The 18,062-nt window shown below is 45.4% G+C and carries 14 protein-coding genes; 10 read left to right on the plus strand and 4 right to left on the minus strand.

Going from position 1 to position 18,062, the window contains the following annotated elements:
* Positions 1 to 53 precede the first annotated feature (53 nt).
* Positions 54 to 1,544, minus strand: a complete 1,491-nt coding sequence (locus GSF13_RS15640) for a CoA-acylating methylmalonate-semialdehyde dehydrogenase (RefSeq protein WP_010378628.1) — start codon at positions 1,542 to 1,544, stop codon at positions 54 to 56.
* A 96-nt stretch (positions 1,545 to 1,640) separates the two neighbouring features.
* On the minus strand, positions 1,641 to 2,819 hold the full coding sequence (locus GSF13_RS15645) for an acetyl-CoA C-acyltransferase (RefSeq protein ID WP_010378626.1): 1,179 nt from the start codon (positions 2,817 to 2,819) through the stop codon (positions 1,641 to 1,643).
* Positions 2,820 to 3,133: 314 nt separating this feature from the next.
* On the opposite strand from GSF13_RS15645, the gene GSF13_RS15650 reads away from it, so the two are divergent.
* The 9 genes from GSF13_RS15650 (at position 3,134) to GSF13_RS15690 (ending at position 13,667) form a co-directional block, all read left to right on the plus strand.
* A complete protein-coding gene (locus GSF13_RS15650) occupies positions 3,134 to 3,526 on the plus strand; it encodes a MerR family DNA-binding transcriptional regulator (protein ID WP_010378624.1) in 393 nt (130 codons plus the stop codon).
* 24 nt (positions 3,527 to 3,550) lie between these two features.
* A complete protein-coding gene (locus GSF13_RS15655) occupies positions 3,551 to 4,726 on the plus strand; it encodes an isovaleryl-CoA dehydrogenase (protein WP_010378622.1) in 1,176 nt (391 codons plus the stop codon).
* 9 nt (positions 4,727 to 4,735) lie between these two features.
* The gene (locus tag GSF13_RS15660; RefSeq protein ID WP_211866203.1) at positions 4,736 to 6,343 is read left to right on the plus strand and encodes a carboxyl transferase domain-containing protein; all 1,608 of its coding nucleotides are present in this window, start codon (positions 4,736 to 4,738) and stop codon (positions 6,341 to 6,343) included.
* 9 nt (positions 6,344 to 6,352) lie between these two features.
* Positions 6,353 to 7,135 (plus strand): enoyl-CoA hydratase-related protein, encoded by a 783-nt coding sequence (locus GSF13_RS15665; protein ID WP_211866205.1) that lies wholly within the window; start codon positions 6,353 to 6,355, stop codon positions 7,133 to 7,135.
* 8 nt (positions 7,136 to 7,143) lie between these two features.
* Complete coding sequence (locus GSF13_RS15670) at positions 7,144 to 9,087, plus strand: acetyl/propionyl/methylcrotonyl-CoA carboxylase subunit alpha (protein ID WP_206472045.1); 1,944 nt, start codon at positions 7,144 to 7,146, stop codon at positions 9,085 to 9,087.
* Complete coding sequence (locus tag GSF13_RS15675) at positions 9,087 to 9,995, plus strand: hydroxymethylglutaryl-CoA lyase (RefSeq protein ID WP_174168762.1); 909 nt, start codon at positions 9,087 to 9,089, stop codon at positions 9,993 to 9,995. The genes GSF13_RS15670 and GSF13_RS15675 overlap by 1 nt, the downstream gene beginning before the upstream one ends.
* 27 nt (positions 9,996 to 10,022) lie before the next feature.
* Complete coding sequence (locus GSF13_RS15680) at positions 10,023 to 10,721, plus strand: CoA transferase subunit A (RefSeq protein ID WP_010378612.1); 699 nt, start codon at positions 10,023 to 10,025, stop codon at positions 10,719 to 10,721.
* 9 nt (positions 10,722 to 10,730) lie between these two features.
* A complete protein-coding gene (locus GSF13_RS15685) occupies positions 10,731 to 11,396 on the plus strand; it encodes a CoA transferase subunit B (protein ID WP_010604942.1) in 666 nt (221 codons plus the stop codon).
* Between the two features lie 696 nt (positions 11,397 to 12,092).
* On the plus strand, positions 12,093 to 13,667 hold the full coding sequence (locus tag GSF13_RS15690; protein ID WP_010604943.1) for a BCCT family transporter: 1,575 nt from the start codon (positions 12,093 to 12,095) through the stop codon (positions 13,665 to 13,667).
* Positions 13,668 to 13,728: 61 nt separating this feature from the next.
* On the opposite strand, the gene GSF13_RS15695 is transcribed toward GSF13_RS15690, so the two are convergent.
* Complete coding sequence (locus GSF13_RS15695; protein WP_051009502.1) at positions 13,729 to 14,415, minus strand: 3'-5' exonuclease; 687 nt, start codon at positions 14,413 to 14,415, stop codon at positions 13,729 to 13,731.
* 24 nt (positions 14,416 to 14,439) lie between these two features.
* Positions 14,440 to 16,335 carry a DUF294 nucleotidyltransferase-like domain-containing protein gene (locus GSF13_RS15700; protein ID WP_039497644.1) on the minus strand — a complete coding sequence of 632 codons (1,896 nt, stop codon included), beginning with the start codon at positions 16,333 to 16,335 and terminating at the stop codon, positions 14,440 to 14,442.
* A 332-nt stretch (positions 16,336 to 16,667) separates the two neighbouring features.
* Between GSF13_RS15700 and astB the strand changes: the two genes are divergently transcribed.
* Positions 16,668 to 18,008, plus strand: a complete 1,341-nt coding sequence (gene astB, locus GSF13_RS15705) for an N-succinylarginine dihydrolase (protein WP_039497635.1) — start codon at positions 16,668 to 16,670, stop codon at positions 18,006 to 18,008.
* Positions 18,009 to 18,062 lie beyond the last annotated feature (54 nt).

An 18,062-nucleotide genomic window follows, 5' to 3' on the forward strand; every position in this document is an offset into this window, starting at 1 on the left:
GTTTTGGTAAAAAATAGCGTGCTCCCCCTGCAGAGCACGCTATGCAATATGAGTTATCTAAGGTTGATACTCATATTTGGACCACTGACAGCCTCATCGTCAAACCAACGTGAGGTAATCGTTTTGGTTTCTGTATAGAAACGCACGCCTTGCTTACCATAGGTGTGTTGGTCGCCGTAGAATGAATTCTTCCAACCGGTAAATGAGAAGAACGGCAATGGCACAGGAATAGGAATATTAATGCCTACCTGACCCACTTCGATTTCACGCTGGAACTTACGTGCTGCGCCACCGCTTGCAGTGAATAATGAGGTGCCGTTACCGTATGGGTTGTTATTAATAAGCGTAATTGCTTCATCTAAACTATCGACAAATACACAGCAAAGGACTGGGCCAAAGATTTCTTCTTTGTAGATATCCATTTCAGTTGTGACATTTGAAAACAGGGTTGGACCTACCCAATTACCATTTTCATAACCCTCAACTGTAAAATCAGAACCGTCTAGCAAACACGTTGCGCCTTGTTGCTTACCGCTGTCAATCAGCGATAGAATGCGCGCTTTAGCCTGTGGAGTCGTTTGCGGACCATAAGCAGCTTCAGGATCATCCCAAACGCCAGGACGTACCTTCGCCATTGCGTCTTTTAGTTCCTCTACCCACTGTTGTGATTGCCCAACAAACACGGCAACTGAGATCCCCATACAGCGCTGACCACCCGCGCCGACCGAAGAGCCAACCAGATTATTGATCACTTGTTCTTTTTTCGCATCAGGCATAATAACCATGTGGTTTTTCGCACCAACACATGCTTGAACGCGTTTGAGGTTTTGCGTACCTTTACTGTAAATGTACTGACCAACACCACAAGAACCTACGAAAGAAATCGCGCGAATTTCCGGCGCTTCAAGGATTTGGTCAACCTGATCCTTACTACCGTGTACTACCTGTAGTACGCCTTTTGGCGCACCAGCTTCTTCAAACAATTCAACTAAGCGCATTGGCGTTAGTGGATCTTGCTCTGATGGCTTAAGTACAAAGGTGTTACCGCATACAATTGCCATTGGGAACATCCACAGCGGGATCATCGCTGGGAAGTTAAATGGCGTAATACCCGCACAAACGCCTAGCGGTTGGGTATATGAATAGGTGTCGATATTTCGGGCAACGTTTTCTACCGTCTCACCCATCATCATTGAAGGGGCATTACATGCTTGCTCAACCACTTCAATACCACGCCATACATCACCTTTCGCATCTTCAAAAGTTTTGCCTAGTTCATGGCAAATGATGGTTGCGATTTCTTCTTGATGCTCTTTAAGAAGCGCTGCATAACGCATCATAATTCGCGCACGCTCAGTTACCGGAACATTACGCCACGTTTTAAATGCCTCTTGAGCTGAATGAATTGCAGCTTGTACTTCTTCGTTAGTAGCACAAGGTACTTTTGCTAACACTTCTTGATTAGCCGGATTAACAACGTCTAACCATTTGTCAGACTGAGACTGTGAAAATTCACCGTTGATGTATAAAGGTACTTGGTGCATGAAGCACTCCTCCCCATAAAACGAGTTTATGCGCTGCGTGAATGATTAGAATTATGGAAAACGCAGCGCCCCTTGAACGAAATAAATTGCAGTAACTTACACTTCTACCGCGAGCGCTACAGCTTCACCACCACCGATACATAGTGACGCTACGCCTTTTGATAAGCCGCGGTTTTTTAGTGCATGGATAAGTGTAACTAAGATGCGTGCACCGCTTGCACCGATTGGGTGACCTAGTGCACAAGCACCACCGTTGACGTTGACTTTGTTGCTATCTAACTGCATTTCGTTGATAGCTAACATAGTCACCATGGCAAACGCTTCGTTGATTTCCCAAAGGTCAACGTCTGCTGTCGACCAACCTGCTTTTTCAAGCAGTTTATTCATCGCACCGACTGGTGCCACGGTAAATTCAGCAGGCGCTTGTGAGTGAGTTGCATGGGCAACAATCTTACAAAGTGGTGTCAAACCGTGCTTTTTCGCTTCTGATTCACTCATTAAAATCAGCGCTGCTGCACCATCAGAAATAGACGAAGAGTTAGCAGCAGTGATAGTGCCGTCTTTTTTAAATGCTGGGCGAAGTGATGGAATTTTGTCTGGACGCGCGTTACCAGGTTGCTCGTCAGTATTAACCTCAACATCCCCCTTACGCGTACTCATTACATGAGGGGCAATTTCATTGCCAAAGCTGCCATTTTCGATTGCGGCGTTTGCTTTACTTAGTGAGCCAAGTGCAAATTCATCCATGTGCTCACGGGTAATGCCATATTCATCAGCAGTAGCTTGTGCGAAACAACCCATCGCTTTATTGTCATAAGCATCTTCTAAGCCATCAGCCATCATATGGTCTTTGATTTCGCCATGACCCATGCGCATTCCGCCACGGGCTTTTGGAATAAAGTAAGGTGAGTTAGTCATGCTTTCCATGCCACCAGCGATAGCAGAATTAATGCTACCTGAGCGGATGAGATCATGCGCGAACATCGCCGCTTTTAGACCCGAGCCGCACACCTTGTTAATAGTGGTTGCTCCCGTCGAGCGTGCAAGCCCCGCATGTAGCATCGCTTGACGCGCTGGCGCTTGACCTAGGCCTGCGGGTAGTACGCAACCCATGATAACTTCGTCTATACTCGCGTCACTAAGGCCTGTTTCATTCATTACTGCTTTAATTGCAGTCGCACCTAAGTCTGTCGCGGTTGCGTCAGATAGGCTTCCCATAAAGCCACCCATTGGTGTACGCTTAGCAGCGACGATGACAACAGCTTCGTTACTCATTGCAAAACTCCTGTTTACAAGCCAATCTTGGCTTGTTAAAAATTAACTCTGTATTCGAGCATACATAATATTTACGTTTACGCCAACGTAAATCTAAAATCAAGCCAAACGAGATCAGTGAAAGTGTAAAGCTAACTTGCACAAATTTGTTTCCAAGGCTTATTTTCTCTAGCTGTAATGAAGATTTGATGACAATTCGAACGGACAGATTATTCCTTTTATAAGACTAAAGAAGGATCTGCCATTCTTACTTTACCTTTACGTAAACTTCACTTATATTGGTCTAATCAGTGACGTTGTAAGTGTAAATAAAAATGCAAGAAATTAATGAACCTACCTATTCAATCAGCGAGTTAGCTAAAGAATTTGATATTACTACTCGCAGTATTCGTTTTTACGAAGACCAAGGACTCCTTTCTCCTAGGCGCCAAGGACAAACGCGTATTTACTCAAAACGTGACAAAGTTCGATTAAAACTGATCCTTCGCGGCAAACGCCTTGGTTTTACACTTGCTGAAACTGGCCGACTATTTGAGCTTTACGACGCCGACAAATCGAGCGAAAAGCAACTTAAAACCATGTTGCAACTCATTGAAGAGAAAAAAGCCGACTTAAGCCAACAGATGGACGACATTAAAGTTGTCTTAATGGAACTGGTGACGGCTGAGCGCCGTTGTCGCGACACCCTACACGAGCTCGAAAAATAAACTCTCACAACAGGATGAAGACCGATGAGCACAGTATCTTTATATAAAGAATTAAACTTTGGACTAGGCGAAACAGCAGACATGATCCGTGATCATGTGAATAGCTTTGCGACCAGTGAAATTGCCCCACTGGCTGAAAAAACAGATCAAGAAAATGCATTTCCAAACGAAATGTGGCCAAAGTTTGGCGAAATGGGCCTACTTGGGATCACCGTCGCTGAAGAATTTGGCGGCTCAAACATGGGTTATCTTGAACACGTTATCGCAATGGAAGAGATAAGCCGTGCGAGTGCATCAATTGGCTTAAGCTACGGCGCACACTCAAACCTATGTGTAAACCAAATTAACCGTAACGGTAACCAAGCCCAAAAAGAAAAATATCTACCAAAACTTATCAGCGGTGAACACATCGGTGCACTAGCAATGAGTGAGCCCAATGCTGGCTCTGACGTCGTGTCAATGAAACTGCGTGCTGAAAAGCAAGGTGACAAGTTCATCCTTAACGGTAATAAAATGTGGATCACCAATGGTCCAGATGCCGACGTTTTTGTGATTTACGCAAAAACGGACACCAATGCAGGCCCTCGCGGGATCACAGCCTTTATCGTCGAAAAAAGCTTCCCTGGTTTTTCAACGGCACAAAAGTTAGACAAACTTGGAATGCGTGGTTCAAACACCTGTGAGCTGGTATTCGAAAACTGCGAAGTACCTGCAGAAAACATCCTTGGCGAATACAACGAAGGCGTTAAGGTACTCATGAGTGGTCTTGACTACGAGCGTGTGGTGTTAGCAGGCGGTCCGCTTGGTATTATGCAGGCTTGTATGGATGTGGTAGTACCTTATATTCACGAGCGTAAACAATTTAACCAATCCATCGGTGAATTCCAGCTGGTGCAGGGCAAAGTTGCTGACATGTACACGCAAATGAACGCAGCACGCTCATACGTTTATACCGTGGCAAAAGCCTGTGACCGTGGCGAAACCACTCGTAAAGATGCTGCTGGTGCGATTTTATATGCCGCAGAACTTGCAACCAAACTTGCACTTGATGCCATTCAGCTACTAGGCGGAAACGGTTATATCAATGAATATCCTACAGGTCGACTACTTCGCGATGCCAAGCTGTATGAAATTGGCGCTGGTACGTCTGAGATCCGCCGTATGCTTATCGGACGTGAGCTATTCAACGAAAGTCGCTAGGAGTGCTACATGACGGTACTAAATTCTGCGGTTAATCCGCATGATCCCCAGTTTAAGGCAAACAGCGATGCGATGGCATCGCTGGTTGCTGATCTTAAAGAGAAAGTCGCCACATTGAGCCAAGGTGGTGGTGAAGCGCTTATTGCCCGTCACCAAAGTCGCGGTAAATTATTTGTACGTGACCGAATTGAAACCTTGCTTGACGAGGGCTCGCCGTTTTTAGAAATTGGCCAATTCGCCGCGTTTGGCGTTTACGAGCAAGATATTCCTTGTGCTGGTGTGGTCGCCGGGATCGGACGCGTCAAAGGCGTTGAATGCATGATTGTGGCAAATGATGCGACGGTAAAAGGGGGAACCTATTTCCCTATTACTGTAAAAAAACACCTACGAGCGCAAGAAATCGCTGAGCGCTGCCATCTTCCTTGCATCTATTTGGTGGATTCTGGCGGTGCGAACTTGCCAGAGCAAGATGAAGTGTTCCCAGATAAATTGCATTTTGGTCGAATTTTCTACAACCAAGCCCGTATGTCTGCAAAGGGGATCCCACAAATCGCAGTGGTCATGGGGTTATGCACCGCCGGCGGCGCGTATGTACCAGCGATGGCCGATGAAAGTATTATCGTCAAAGAACAAGGCACCATTTTCTTGGCAGGGCCACCGCTTGTTAAAGCGGCCACGGGTGAAGAAGTGAGTGCAGAAGACTTAGGCGGCGCAGATGTTCACTGTAAAGTCTCAGGTGTAGCCGATCACTATGCAGAAAATGACGAGCATGCGCTTTCTATCGCAAGACAGTGCGTGTCACGCCTTAACCATCAGCGCCCCACTCGCCCGTTCCTGCAAGATGCCAAACCACCACGTTATGACATCAGTGAGGTGTATGGCATTGTCGGTACGGATCTGAAAAAACCGTTTGATGTACGCGAAGTCATTGCCCGTATCGTGGACGATTCTCTGTTTGATGAATTTAAACGCTACTTCGGCGAAACACTCGTGACTGGTTTTGCTGAGATTTATGGTCACCCTGTAGGGATCGTAGCAAACAACGGTATTCTCTTTTCTGAATCCGCGCAAAAAGGCGCACACTTTATTCAGCTCTGTGCACAGCGCAATATTCCGCTGCTGTTTTTGCAGAACATTACTGGATTTATGGTTGGCCAAAAATACGAAGCGGAAGGTATCGCTAAGCACGGTGCCAAAATGGTAACAGCCGTTTCCTGTGCTGATGTGCCCAAGTTTACAGTATTGATTGGCGGCTCATATGGTGCTGGTAACTATGGCATGTGTGGTAGAGCGTACGAGCCAACCATGATGTGGATGTGGCCAAACGCACGGATCTCCGTAATGGGTGGTGAACAAGCTGCGGGCGTATTAACGCAGGTTAAACAAGATGGTTTAGCGCGTAAAGGCCTTAGCATGAGCGATGCCGAAGTGAGCGAATTTAAAAAGCCAATTATCGAGCAGTACGAAAAGCAAGGACACCCATACTATGCCAGCGCAAGGCTTTGGGACGATGGCGTTATCGACCCTGCGGATACGCGCACAGTACTTGGTCTTGCCTTAGAGGCTGCGAGCAATGCGCCGCAAAAAGAGTCTAAATTTGGCGTCTTCAGAATGTAAGGAGCACTTATGCCTGTCACTTTAAATATAACAAAAAGCAAAGTGGCGATTTTAGAGCTAAGTCGCCCAGAAAAACATAATGCCTTCAATGCGGAGGTGATTGCCGAACTCATTAAGAATATCGAATATGCCAGCGGCCTCGATGTCAGAGCGCTGGTATTAAAAACCGAAGGTAAACACTTTTCAGCGGGGGCTGATCTGGCGTGGATGAAATCCATGGCAGACAACGACTATGACGAAAACGTCGCTGATTCTTTAGAACTTGCTAAATTAATGCAAGTGCTGGCCACTTGCCCTCACCCAACGCTGTGTTTGGTGCAAGGTGCTGCTTTTGGCGGTGCGCTTGGGTTAATCGCCTGTTGTGATATCGCCATTGCAGAGCACAACTCTAAATTTTGTTTAAGTGAAGTCAAGCTTGGTCTTATTCCGGCTGTGATTAGTCCTTATGTCATTAAAGCCATTGGGGAGCGCCAAGCGCGACGCTATTTTTTAACAGCCGAAGTCTTCGATGGTGAAAAGGCGCTAGAAATGGGTTTAATTCACGAATTGAGCGATGATTTAGCAAAAAGCGAAGCGGATTTTCTCGATACCTTACTTAACAATGGCCCTGCTGCTGTGAAAAGTGCCAAAGCACTGATCAACGAAGTTGCAGGTAAAGAAATAAATGAAGCGTTGATCGCCCATACCGCAAAGCGTATCGCTGAAATTAGAGTAAGTGACGAAGGCCAAGAAGGGCTTAGCGCCTTTTTCGATAAACGAGCACCACGCTGGCAAACCGCCGCAAGCGAATAGGAGTCAACATGCTAACTAAAATTCTAGTCGCGAACCGTGGTGAAATTGCCTGCCGCGTGATGCGCACCGCAAAGAAATTGGGCCTAACCACAGTGGCAGTTTATTCTGATGCAGATGCCAATGCGATGCATGTGAAAACAGCTGACGAAGCCTATCATATCGGTCCGGCACCAAGTAAAGAGTCTTATTTGGTCGCAGACCGAATTCTTGAAGTCGCCAAAGCGGCGGGCGTCGATTGCATCCACCCAGGTTATGGTTTTTTGTCTGAAAATGAAGTATTCGCAAAAGCATGCGAAGCAGCAAACATTGCGTTTATTGGTCCGCTGGCAAGCTCTATTGAAGCGATGGGTTCTAAGACACGTGCCAAGGAAATCATGCATGACGCTAATGTGCCTTTAGTCCCAGGGTATTATGGCGACAAGCAAGAAGATGATTTCTTACAGGCAGAAGCAGAAAAAATCGGCTTTCCGGTACTTATCAAAGCCGCTTACGGCGGTGGTGGTAAAGGGATGCGCGTGGTACGAGAAAACAGCGAGTTTTTATCGGCACTACATGGCGCTAAACGTGAAGCTGCAGCGAGTTTTGGCAATGACTTAGTACTGCTTGAGCGTTTTGTTGATAAGCCTCGTCACGTTGAAGTACAAGTTTTTGCCGATAGTCACGGTAACTGTGTTTACCTCGGTGATAGAGACTGTTCACTACAGCGTCGTCACCAAAAAGTGATTGAAGAAGCGCCCGCGCCAGGTTTGAGTGATGCTATGCGCAAAGCTATGGGTGAAGCGGCAGTACGCTGTGCGCAAGCGATTAACTATCGCGGCGCAGGTACAGTAGAGTTCTTATTATGTGGCGATGAGTTCTTCTTTATGGAAATGAATACTCGCCTGCAAGTAGAGCACCCTGTGACGGAAATGGTAACTGGCCTCGATTTAGTCGAGTGGCAACTCATGGTTGCTGCGGGTGAACAGCTACCGCTGACTCAACAGCAGGTTTCGTTATCCGGTCATAGCTTTGAAGCGCGTATTTACGCAGAAGACCCTGAAGAAAACTTCATGCCGTTTTCAGGTGTACTTTCACATCTTAGCTTTCCTGAAGCCAAAGATGGCATAAGAATTGACACCGGCGTGCAACAAGGCGATGAGATCAGTCCATTTTACGATCCTATGATCGCCAAGCTTATTGTTCATGGCAAAAACCGCGAGCAAGCGTTACTAAAGCTAAAATCGAGTTTAGAGCAAGTACATCTGTGCGGTTTAAAATCCAATATTGCATTTTTACATCACTTAGCAGGCCACCCTACTTTCACAGCTGGTACGCCTGATACCCACTTTATCGACACGCAAACTGAGGTATTAACTCAATCGAATACGCCGCTGGATAAAATGGTGTTATTAGCAAGTGCGGCCTACCTTAGCCACCAACAACCATGTAAAAACACGGTGTGGGGAAACTTAGGCTTTAGGCTTAACCAAACCGCGAAAGTGGATTTACCATTTGCAGATCATGTCGCCTGTGCCTATCAATCTCAAGGTGGTTGGAAGGTTTCGTTTAACGAGCAAATCCACCAAATTGAATGTGAATTAAATGGACACCAGTTAACAGTGGTGATTGATGGTGAAAGGTTACACGCCAGTGCCATTGTGACCGAAACCGCGATCACTATTATGTATGGCCCGTATCAACATACCGTTGAACTCAAGTCAAAGCATTACATTAGCGATCATGAGCACGAAGCTGCACCGCTGGCAGCGCCATTGAACGGCACCGTGGTTAAGCATTTGTTAGCCGTCGGTACCCAAGTTAATAAAGGCGATGCCGTGGTGATAATCGAAGCCATGAAGATGGAATATACGCTCAATGCACCATTTGATGGCACGCTCACTTCATACTGCTTTGCAGAAGGCGAGCTGGTCAGTCATGGCGATATGCTGGCGATTGTTGAGGAGCAAGACTAATGTCTCAGTATCCGGCTAACGTCAAAATTGTAGAAGTCGGCGCACGTGACGGCTTACAAAATGAGGTCAGTGTTGCCACAGAAGCTAAAATCTCGCTGGTTAACGCGTTAAAAGACGCTGGTCTCAAGCACATAGAAGCAGGCGCGTTTGTGTCGCCCAAATGGGTGCCACAAATGGCCGATTCTGCTGCGGTGATCCAAGGCTTTGAGCGTAGTGAAGGTGTTGAAATAAGCGCCCTAACGCCAAACCTTAAAGGCGCAGAGCTTGCACTAGAAAATCAGGTCGACGAATTTGCCATTTTTACTGCCGCCAGTGAGGCATTTACGCAAAAAAACATCAACTGCACGATTGAACAAAGTATTGAACGCTTTCGTCCCGTTGTTGAACTTGCACAAAAAAACAACATAAAAGTAAGAGGTTATGTTAGCTGCGTGGTTGGTTGCCCATATCAAGGTGAAGTACAACCAGAGCAAGTTTTAGCGGTATGTAAACAATTGTTGTCACTTGGTTGTTATGAAATCAGCTTAGGCGACACCATAGGTGTTGGTACGCCTAAAAAAGTCCAGCAGCTGCTCACCTTGTTACTGCAACATATCCCTGCTGACAAGCTTGCGGTGCATTTCCATGATACCTACGGACAAGCATTAACGAATATTCACACAGCCCTGCAAATGGGGATCGCAACTGTTGATAGCGCCGTTGCAGGTCTCGGTGGTTGCCCTTACGCCAAAGGCGCGTCAGGAAATGTTGCCACTGAGGATGTAGTTTACTTGCTGCAAGGACTTGGCATTGAGTGTGGAATTGATTTAGAAAGGCTAGCAAAAGCAGGATGGACAATTTGTGATGCGCTAGGCAAGACACCAAGCAGTAAAGTGTCTTTAGCACTCAAACAAACTTGTCAATCTTAAAACAATAACATTATTAGGAGTGGGCTTATGGCCGGTTTCGATAAAGTCGTATCAAGCTACAGCGAAGCGATGGCGGGTCTTAAAGACGGCGATACCATCATCGCAGGTGGCTTTGGTTTGTGTGGTATTCCAGAAGGCTTAATTGCAGAAATTAAGCGCCTGCAAACAAAAGAACTTACCGTAGTTTCAAACAACTGCGGGGTCGACGACTTTGGTTTAGGTATTTTGCTTAAAGATCGTCAAATTAAGAAGATCATCGCCTCTTATGTTGGTGAAAATGCGCTGTTTGAACAGCAACTTCTCGATGGCATTATTGACGTTGAATTAACACCACAAGGTACGCTTGCAGAGAAGATGCGCGCTGGTGGCGCTGGGATCCCAGCTTTTTACACGGCAACAGGGTACGGTACTCCCGTTGCTGAAGGTAAAGAAGTAAAAGAATTTGATGGCCGACCATATATTTTGGAAGAATCAATTACCGGTGAGTTTGCTATTGTTAAGGCTTGGAAAGCAGATCGCTATGGCAACTTGGTGTTCCGCCATACAGCAATGAACTTTAACCCAATGGCGGCGACAGCCGGAAAAATCACCGTAGCGGAAGTTGAAGAAATCGTAGAACCGGGTGAACTTGAGCCGAGTCAAATCCACACCCCAGGTATTTATGTCAATCGCGTGATCAAAGGTGACTTTGAAAAACGTATTGAACGTGTCACAACGCGCAAATAGGAGGCAATCATGGGTTTAAATCGTGAACAAATTGCGATGCGCGTGGCGCAAGAGCTTGAAGACGGTTACTACGTTAACTTAGGCATAGGTATTCCAACCTTAGTGGCTAACTACGTACCACAGGGCATTGAAGTGATGCTGCAATCGGAAAATGGCTTGTTGGGTATGGGTCCCTACCCAACTGAAGACCAAGTTGATGCCGATATGATCAACGCGGGTAAAGAAACCGTGACAGCAGCGACAGGTGCAGCAATTTTTAATAGTGCGGAAAGCTTTGCCATGATCCGTGGTGGTCATGTAGACTTGACGGTACTAGGTGCATTTGAAGTTGATCAACAAGGCAATATCGCGTCTTGGATGATCCCGAAAAAATTAATCAAAGGCATGGGTGGTGCAATGGACTTAGTTGCTGGTGCACGCAACATCATAGTGACCATGACCCATGCTAGCAAACACGGCGATTCTAAATTGCTTGAATCATGCACATTGCCGCTAACCGGCGTAAATTGTGTAAAGAAAATCGTAACAGATTTAGCTGTGTTAGAAGTAAAAGACGGCGCATTCCATTTGCTAGAACGCGCACCGGGTGTTAGTGTTGATGAAATAATCAGCAAAACTGCAGGCAAGCTTATCGTCGACGGTGAGATCCCTGAAATGCAGTTTGAGGCGTCGTAAGACACACCCTAACTTACAAATGTACCGACCTCATTCCCAGTGCCAAAGGCGCTGAGTTACCCAAAACCCTCGCAAGAGGGGTTTTTTTTCACATGCCATCAAAGGAAAACTCTTTACTTTACATCACTCTTTATGTCTAGTTGATGAATGTGATGATTTTTAAATAAAAAATTCAGTAGCCATTTACTTTTCAATCTCACCCCCTAAACTAGTAGAGATAGTTTTGGTTGGCATTGAATATTCACCTGTCAGTACAACTTAAAACTAAAAAGTTGCTGCTTTGAAGCATCGACTGAATATCAAGTTGACACAATATATTGATACCATAGCTTAGTAGCATAACGGTTCGGTTGGTTTATCTTAATTACAAGTATTGAGGCAGTATACTGTCGCTGTAACTAACATAAACCCATCATATATTTAGATAGTCATTCGGCTGATGTGATTGAAACGCACAAATCGAATGAATATGCTAAATAATCTAAACTAGACTAAGTAGTTTTTGTGGCTTATGGCTAGCATATTGTATGGCAGATAAAGTCATTCTAAGCCGCTAATGATTAGCATTAATAGCCAGATTACATTTTGCTTTGTTGCATAGTTAGTTTATGTCGAATTGTTATCATCCATTGTCTAGCGATTAATTCAGTATATCAGCTTGGTGTCGTATCACGATGAGAACAACAAGAGGATATCATGGGCAATCACCACGATAAGTACAGCATCGATAATACAGACTACACAGTTGGACAAGACAATGTTCAAAAGTGGGGATTTGACGTACATAACCCTGTATTTGGTGTAAGTGCTGGATTAATACTGGCGTTTTTAGTCGCCGTATTATTAGTTGATGCAAACACAGCTAAAACCACTTTAGACGGCATAAAGTGGGATATCATAGGTAACTTTGATGCCCTATTTATGTGGTCTGGTAATTTCTTTGTGCTATTTTGTTTGGTGCTCGTTTTATCGCCTTACGGTAAAATTCGTTTAGGTGGTGAAAACGCCAAACCAAGCTATACTCGGGCGTCATGGCTGGCGATGCTATTTGCAGCAGGTATGGGTATTGGTCTGATGTTTTGGGGTGTAGCGGAGCCTGTCGCCTACTACACTGGCTGGTATAAAACACCGTTAAATGTTGCTGCAAACACACCTGAAGCGGCTGAACTTGCAATGGGCGCGACCATGTACCATTGGGGTTTGCATCCTTGGGCTATTTACGCCGTAGTCGCGCTTTCTTTAGCATTCTTTGCCTACAATAAAGGCTTGCCACTGTCGATCCGCTCAATCTTTTATCCTATTTTAGGAGACAGAGCTTGGGGTTGGCCGGGCCATATCATCGATATTCTCGCCGTTCTTGCTACCTTGTTTGGCCTTGCGACATCACTCGGTCTGGGCGCACAGCAAGCTGGTGCTGGGATCCAACATGTATTTGGCATAGAAGCAGGTCTCGGTCTAGAAATTGCCGTGATTGTGGGCGTTACTGCCCTTGCGATTATTTCGGTTGTTCGCGGTATTGATGGCGGTGTAAAGATACTTAGTAACGTTAATATGTTAATTGCATTTGTGTTATTAGTATTCGTTGGTATTGCAGGTTTTGCGATTGCCATGGGTAATATTCCGACGACTTTAATGGCCTATGTTGAAAATATCATTCCACTGAGTAACCCGCATGGTCGTGAAGATGAAGCATGGTTCCAAGGTTGGACCGTATTTTACTGGGCATGGTGGATTTCTTGGTCACCATTTGTCGGTATGTTTATCGCACGCGTTTCTGAGGGGCGTACCATACGCGAGTTTATTACCGCAGTTTTATTAATCCCGACATTGGTAACCGTGATCTGGATGTCAATCTATGGTGGCCTTGCTATCGATCAGGTAAAAAATGGCATTGGCGCTCTAGGTACTGATGGCTTGACTGAAGTGCCACTGGCGATGTTCCAAATGTTTGAAAACCTACCGATGAGCGATTTACTCTCGTTCACGGCGATTGTACTTGTACTGGTTTTCTTCATCACCTCGTCGGATTCTGGTTCTTTGGTTATCGATAGTATTACCGCTGGTGGTAAAATAGATGCCCCAGTACCACAACGTATATTCTGGGCGAGTATTGAGGGTGCAATTGCTGCAGCGCTATTGTGGATCGGCGGTAAAGAGGCAATTGAAGCACTGCAAGCGGGTGCTATTTCAACAGGTTTACCGTTTACTTTTGTACTACTACTGATGTGTGTAAGTTTGATCCTCGGGCTTCGAACTGAGCCTAAAAGCTAACGGTCGTTAATCTCATTACAGGCGGAGCTTGGTGTATGCTCCGCCTTTTTGTTATTTGGGGTTAGCTCCACCAGCGTTTCACCATGTCTGATGGGTCTAAACAATATTGAGCTTGAGCTTGAAATAGCTCCGCCGTTGCTAACGCATCGGACAAGGCATGATGTGGCTGATAATAGGGAAGCCCATAGCGCTTTCTGCAGTCAGCTAAACGTACCGAAGGAATTGGTTTACGTTTGAGCTTATCAAGCCAGCCTCTGGCGTTGTTTATCGCTGACTTTTCAATTTCCATCGTATCAATCACTGGAAACTCAATACCCTCACCCAATCTCGCTTTTAGCGCAGAATCGAAAAATGACTTTTCGACAAACTGATAGTGCACCACTATGACTTTACCATGCAGCGAAGCAAACACTTCCTCAAGAATATCTTGCAGATCTGGCGCGCTTTCAACTTGTGAGTGTGTGATCCGGTGCAGTACCACAGACTCCTCAGCCAGCGGACTGGTTGGCTTCACTAACCAATGCTTCGCTTGAGCCAAGCGGATCCGTCGTAAGTCAAATGGTACGACGCCAACGCTCACAATATCATCGGTGTTTGGGTCGAGCCCTGTAGTTTCAAAATCAAGGGCAACAAACTCGCACTGGCTCAATTGCTGGTAAGGATCTACCACGCCTTGCTGATAAAATGCTTGAATTCTCGGGTCTTTCGACGTTTCTACCAAATGCTGAAAGCGATTTGGCCATGACATAATCTCGCCTTGCATATTACACCGCTACTTCATCATGGATTTGTTTTGATAGCGAAACTTTAAAAAGCTCTGTGCTTTGTCTAACACGCCAAAAGCTTCTTTAAGATTACGCTGTTCAAAATCAGAGAGTGTTTCAGGCGGCAAGCTGTTATCAGGCTTTTCGCCCTGCTCAATTTGCCATGCTTGATGGCGAATACGCATGATGGCAATATATTCAAGCGCAGCTTGCAAATCTAGCACCTTACCCTTTGGCAGTATATTTGCCTCATCAATATCTTCTAATCGCTCGAAGGAGTTTTGTTTTTTAGAACCAACACCAAGGGCATGCACTCGAACCAAGTCTGAAAGCGGTGCTGTGCCACGGCGTTTAATGTTCATCGAACGCCTGTGCTCACCGTCTTGCTCAAGGACAAAACCGTTAAAAAAGCCCAAAGGCGGTGTTCTTCTTAGCGCATTATGTGCCATCGCAGCCAAAAATTTAGGGGTGCTTTTGGCCTTTTTACTGATAAAAGCAGTGAGTTTCTCAGCCCATTTTGTTTCACCCCATACGCCTTCCAGATCAAAGAAAATCGAACTATTAAGTAAAGCCTCAGGACTGGGGTTTTCTATCCAGTCTTCAAATTGTGCTAACCATTGACTGTAAGTTAGACGCCAAGCTGGGTTGCTTGCCATGATCCCACCATCGCAATATTTATAGCCGCAATTGGCTAGACCATCACACACAAACTTCGCCAACTTTTCGAAGTAAGCGCCATGCTCAGCGGGTTGATAACTGTCATCCAAGATCAGTGCATTATCCTGATCGGTCACAATTAATTGTTCGTCCCGAGCCATTGAACCAAGGGCAATAAAGCAGTATGGGATTGGTGGCGGACCTAATTTTGCTTCCGCGAGTTCGAGTAACTTGTGTTTAAACGTTTTGCCTATAATCGACATCGCAGAACCAATCATGTGTGAGTTGGCGTCTTCATTCACCATCCGAGTAAAAATTGCAGGAAGCTGCTTGGCGTAACTACTCAAGTCTTCAACACTTTGTTGGTCCATTAGCCCTCTAACAAACAACAGACTGCTTTGAGACTCATAGCGCAAAATATCGGATAGCGCGACCACTCCTATCGGTTTACGCTTATGAACAACGGGCAAATGATGCACATTGTCTCTTAGCATCAGCATCATGGCTTCGAAGACATAGGCATTGGAGTCAACAATAATAAGGTCAGTCGACATAATCTCAGAGACCGGAGTTTGATAATTCAGCCCCTCAGCGACTACTTTTGTACGAAGATCTCTGTCACTGATAAGGCCAACCACCTGACCATCATCTTCATCTGGATCTTCGACAACTGGTTTCTCGGGGTCATAGATAAGTAGTGATGACACATGCTCTTTTGCCATCACTTGAGCTGCCTGCTGTACCGTGGCGTTGCGTTCAACGTACACCACATCGCGTAGCAATAGTTTACGCACTTTGGCCGTGGTCAAATCGTTGCTGTCGGCTTGCTCAGAAACCGTGATTTTTAGTCTCGCATTATCGTCTGCTTCAAAATAATCAGCAAACGCTTCATAAACGTCGCAATACTCATCAAAAATGCCTACAGGAATACAGTACACTAGTGTATCTTCAAGGCTTTGAGCGCCAAAACGAACTTTGCGATTCATCAATAAACCACGCTGGCCAAAGATCCCACCTGTGGAAATACGATTGTATAACTCACCTGAGCGCCGATAGAGCTCGACAGCACCAGATCGGATCACATACAAGTAAGTGATCTGCTCTCCATATTCCAAAATGCCGCTGCCCGCTCGGTAGTAACCTACTTCGACTTGGCTTGCGAGTTTATGTAGTGCCTCTTGAGGCAAATCCGAAAACGGCGGGTAAGCTACTAAAAAATTGGCAATTTCCTGATGTTCAACTTCCATGGTTTGCCTTGATATAAAAAGGAATTTAACCCTATTGTGGGCAACGAGGGATAAATTTGCAATGAAAGCTGGTTTAACTAAGGCTGCAGCAATTGTTTTTTCCACTGTTCACCATTGTGATCAGGAGACTCGCTAGGATGCAGTCGAATTTAGTAAACGTGAGGAATTGCGTTGTAATAGGTTAATTCCAATTCCCTATTAATTTGTTTTGCAATGACTGCGTGCTAAAGCTAAATAAGTACAAACGCCTAATTCGACCTAAGTCACTTTAAAAACCAGTGAAACCGCCTCATACTAGTTATCTATAACTATTCGCAACAGGAACCGCACTCATGACTTATGAAGTCAATTTCGACGGCTTAGTAGGGCCAACACATAATTATGCCGGATTATCTTATGGTAATGTCGCGTCACTTTCTAACGCTACCAGCGTCTCTAATCCAAAAGAAGCGGCATTGCAAGGTCTTGAAAAGATGAAAGCAATGCATGATATCGGCCTAAAACAAGGAATATTCGCACCTCACGCACGCCCGAGTTTAGCCCCACTGCGTCGCGTTGGCTTTTCGGGAACTGATGCACAAGTACTTGAAAAAGCATATAAACACGACCCTATATTGCTTCGAGCTTGTTACTCTGCCTCTGCAATGTGGACGGCAAATGCGGCGACTGTATCGCCTTCTATTGATTCCAGCGATGGCAAAGTACATTTCACAAGTGCCAATTTAAACTGCAAATTTCACCGTTCAATAGAGCCAGAAACCACCACGAATTTACTTCGTGCTATGTTCGCTAATGCGCAATATTTTGCACATCACCAGCATTTGCCTGAGCAGCCTTTTTTTGGCGATGAAGGTGCTGCAAACCACACTCGCCTCGCCGATAGCCATGGCAGTAAAGGTCTACAATTATTTGTGTACGGTTCAAGTGGCTTTAACAGCGATATAAAGGGTCCTACTAAATATCCTGCTCGGCAAACATTAGAAGCAAGTCAAGCGATTGCAAGGCTACATCAATTAGATGATAAGCAAGCAATTTTTATCCAGCAAAATCCAAATGTGATTGATCAAGGCGTGTTCCATAATGACGTCATTGCGGTGGGCAATGAGAATGTGCTGTTTTGCCATGATCAAGCCTTCATTGATCAAACCTCCAGTCTAACCAAAATTAGACAAGCGTATATCGGCGAAAAGCCTTTACATATTGTAGAAGTTCCGACACATGCAGTGAGTGTTGAAGACGCAGTAAAAAGCTACCTATTTAACTCACAATTGATCACCTTGCCATCAGGCGAGATGATGCTGGTTGCACCGGAGGAATGTGCGAAGAATGATAACGTTGCCGCGTATATCGAATATATGCTCGGTGCAAAAAATCCGATTTCGCAAGTACGCTTTTTTGACTTACGCCAAAGTATGCAAAATGGTGGTGGACCTGCATGTTTGCGATTACGTGTAGCACTCAATGAAGCTGAGCTAAAAGCGGTAAATCCAGAAGTGATGATGAGTGAAGACAAATTTATTCAACTAAGCGCGTGGGTCAATAAACATTATCGCGATAAAGTCACAGAGCAGGATTTAGCTGATCCGAGCCTACTGCAAGAGTCCTATGCTGCACTAGATGAACTCACCCAACTACTTAATCTTGGTAGCGTTTATGACTTCCAACGCGCCTAATTTCAAGTTTTGCTTGTCAAACTGCAATTAATCTGAGATTTAAAGGGAGTGATT

Origin of the sequence: Pseudoalteromonas sp. M8 (assembly GCF_018141365.1) — a bacterium.
Lineage (GTDB): Bacteria > Pseudomonadota > Gammaproteobacteria > Enterobacterales > Alteromonadaceae > Pseudoalteromonas.

Excerpts from the sequence above, each read along its gene's own strand:
- astB (WP_039497635.1), top strand. The coding sequence starts at position 16,668 with ATGACTTATGAAGTCAATTTCGACGGCTTAGTAGGGCCAACACATAAT.
- GSF13_RS15675 (WP_174168762.1), top strand. The coding sequence starts at position 9,087 with ATGTCTCAGTATCCGGCTAACGTCAAAATTGTAGAAGTCGGCGCACGT.
- GSF13_RS15660 (WP_211866203.1), top strand. The coding sequence starts at position 4,736 with ATGACGGTACTAAATTCTGCGGTTAATCCGCATGATCCCCAGTTTAAG.
- GSF13_RS15690 (WP_010604943.1), top strand. The coding sequence starts at position 12,093 with ATGGGCAATCACCACGATAAGTACAGCATCGATAATACAGACTACACA.
- GSF13_RS15645 (WP_010378626.1), bottom strand. The coding sequence starts at position 2,819 with ATGAGTAACGAAGCTGTTGTCATCGTCGCTGCTAAGCGTACACCAATG.
- GSF13_RS15680 (WP_010378612.1), top strand. The coding sequence starts at position 10,023 with ATGGCCGGTTTCGATAAAGTCGTATCAAGCTACAGCGAAGCGATGGCG.
- GSF13_RS15650 (WP_010378624.1), top strand. The coding sequence starts at position 3,134 with ATGCAAGAAATTAATGAACCTACCTATTCAATCAGCGAGTTAGCTAAA.
- GSF13_RS15700 (WP_039497644.1), bottom strand. The coding sequence starts at position 16,335 with ATGGAAGTTGAACATCAGGAAATTGCCAATTTTTTAGTAGCTTACCCG.
- GSF13_RS15670 (WP_206472045.1), top strand. The coding sequence starts at position 7,144 with ATGCTAACTAAAATTCTAGTCGCGAACCGTGGTGAAATTGCCTGCCGC.
- GSF13_RS15685 (WP_010604942.1), top strand. The coding sequence starts at position 10,731 with ATGGGTTTAAATCGTGAACAAATTGCGATGCGCGTGGCGCAAGAGCTT.
- GSF13_RS15665 (WP_211866205.1), top strand. The coding sequence starts at position 6,353 with ATGCCTGTCACTTTAAATATAACAAAAAGCAAAGTGGCGATTTTAGAG.
- GSF13_RS15695 (WP_051009502.1), bottom strand. The coding sequence starts at position 14,415 with ATGTCATGGCCAAATCGCTTTCAGCATTTGGTAGAAACGTCGAAAGAC.
- GSF13_RS15655 (WP_010378622.1), top strand. The coding sequence starts at position 3,551 with ATGAGCACAGTATCTTTATATAAAGAATTAAACTTTGGACTAGGCGAA.
- GSF13_RS15640 (WP_010378628.1), bottom strand. The coding sequence starts at position 1,544 with ATGCACCAAGTACCTTTATACATCAACGGTGAATTTTCACAGTCTCAG.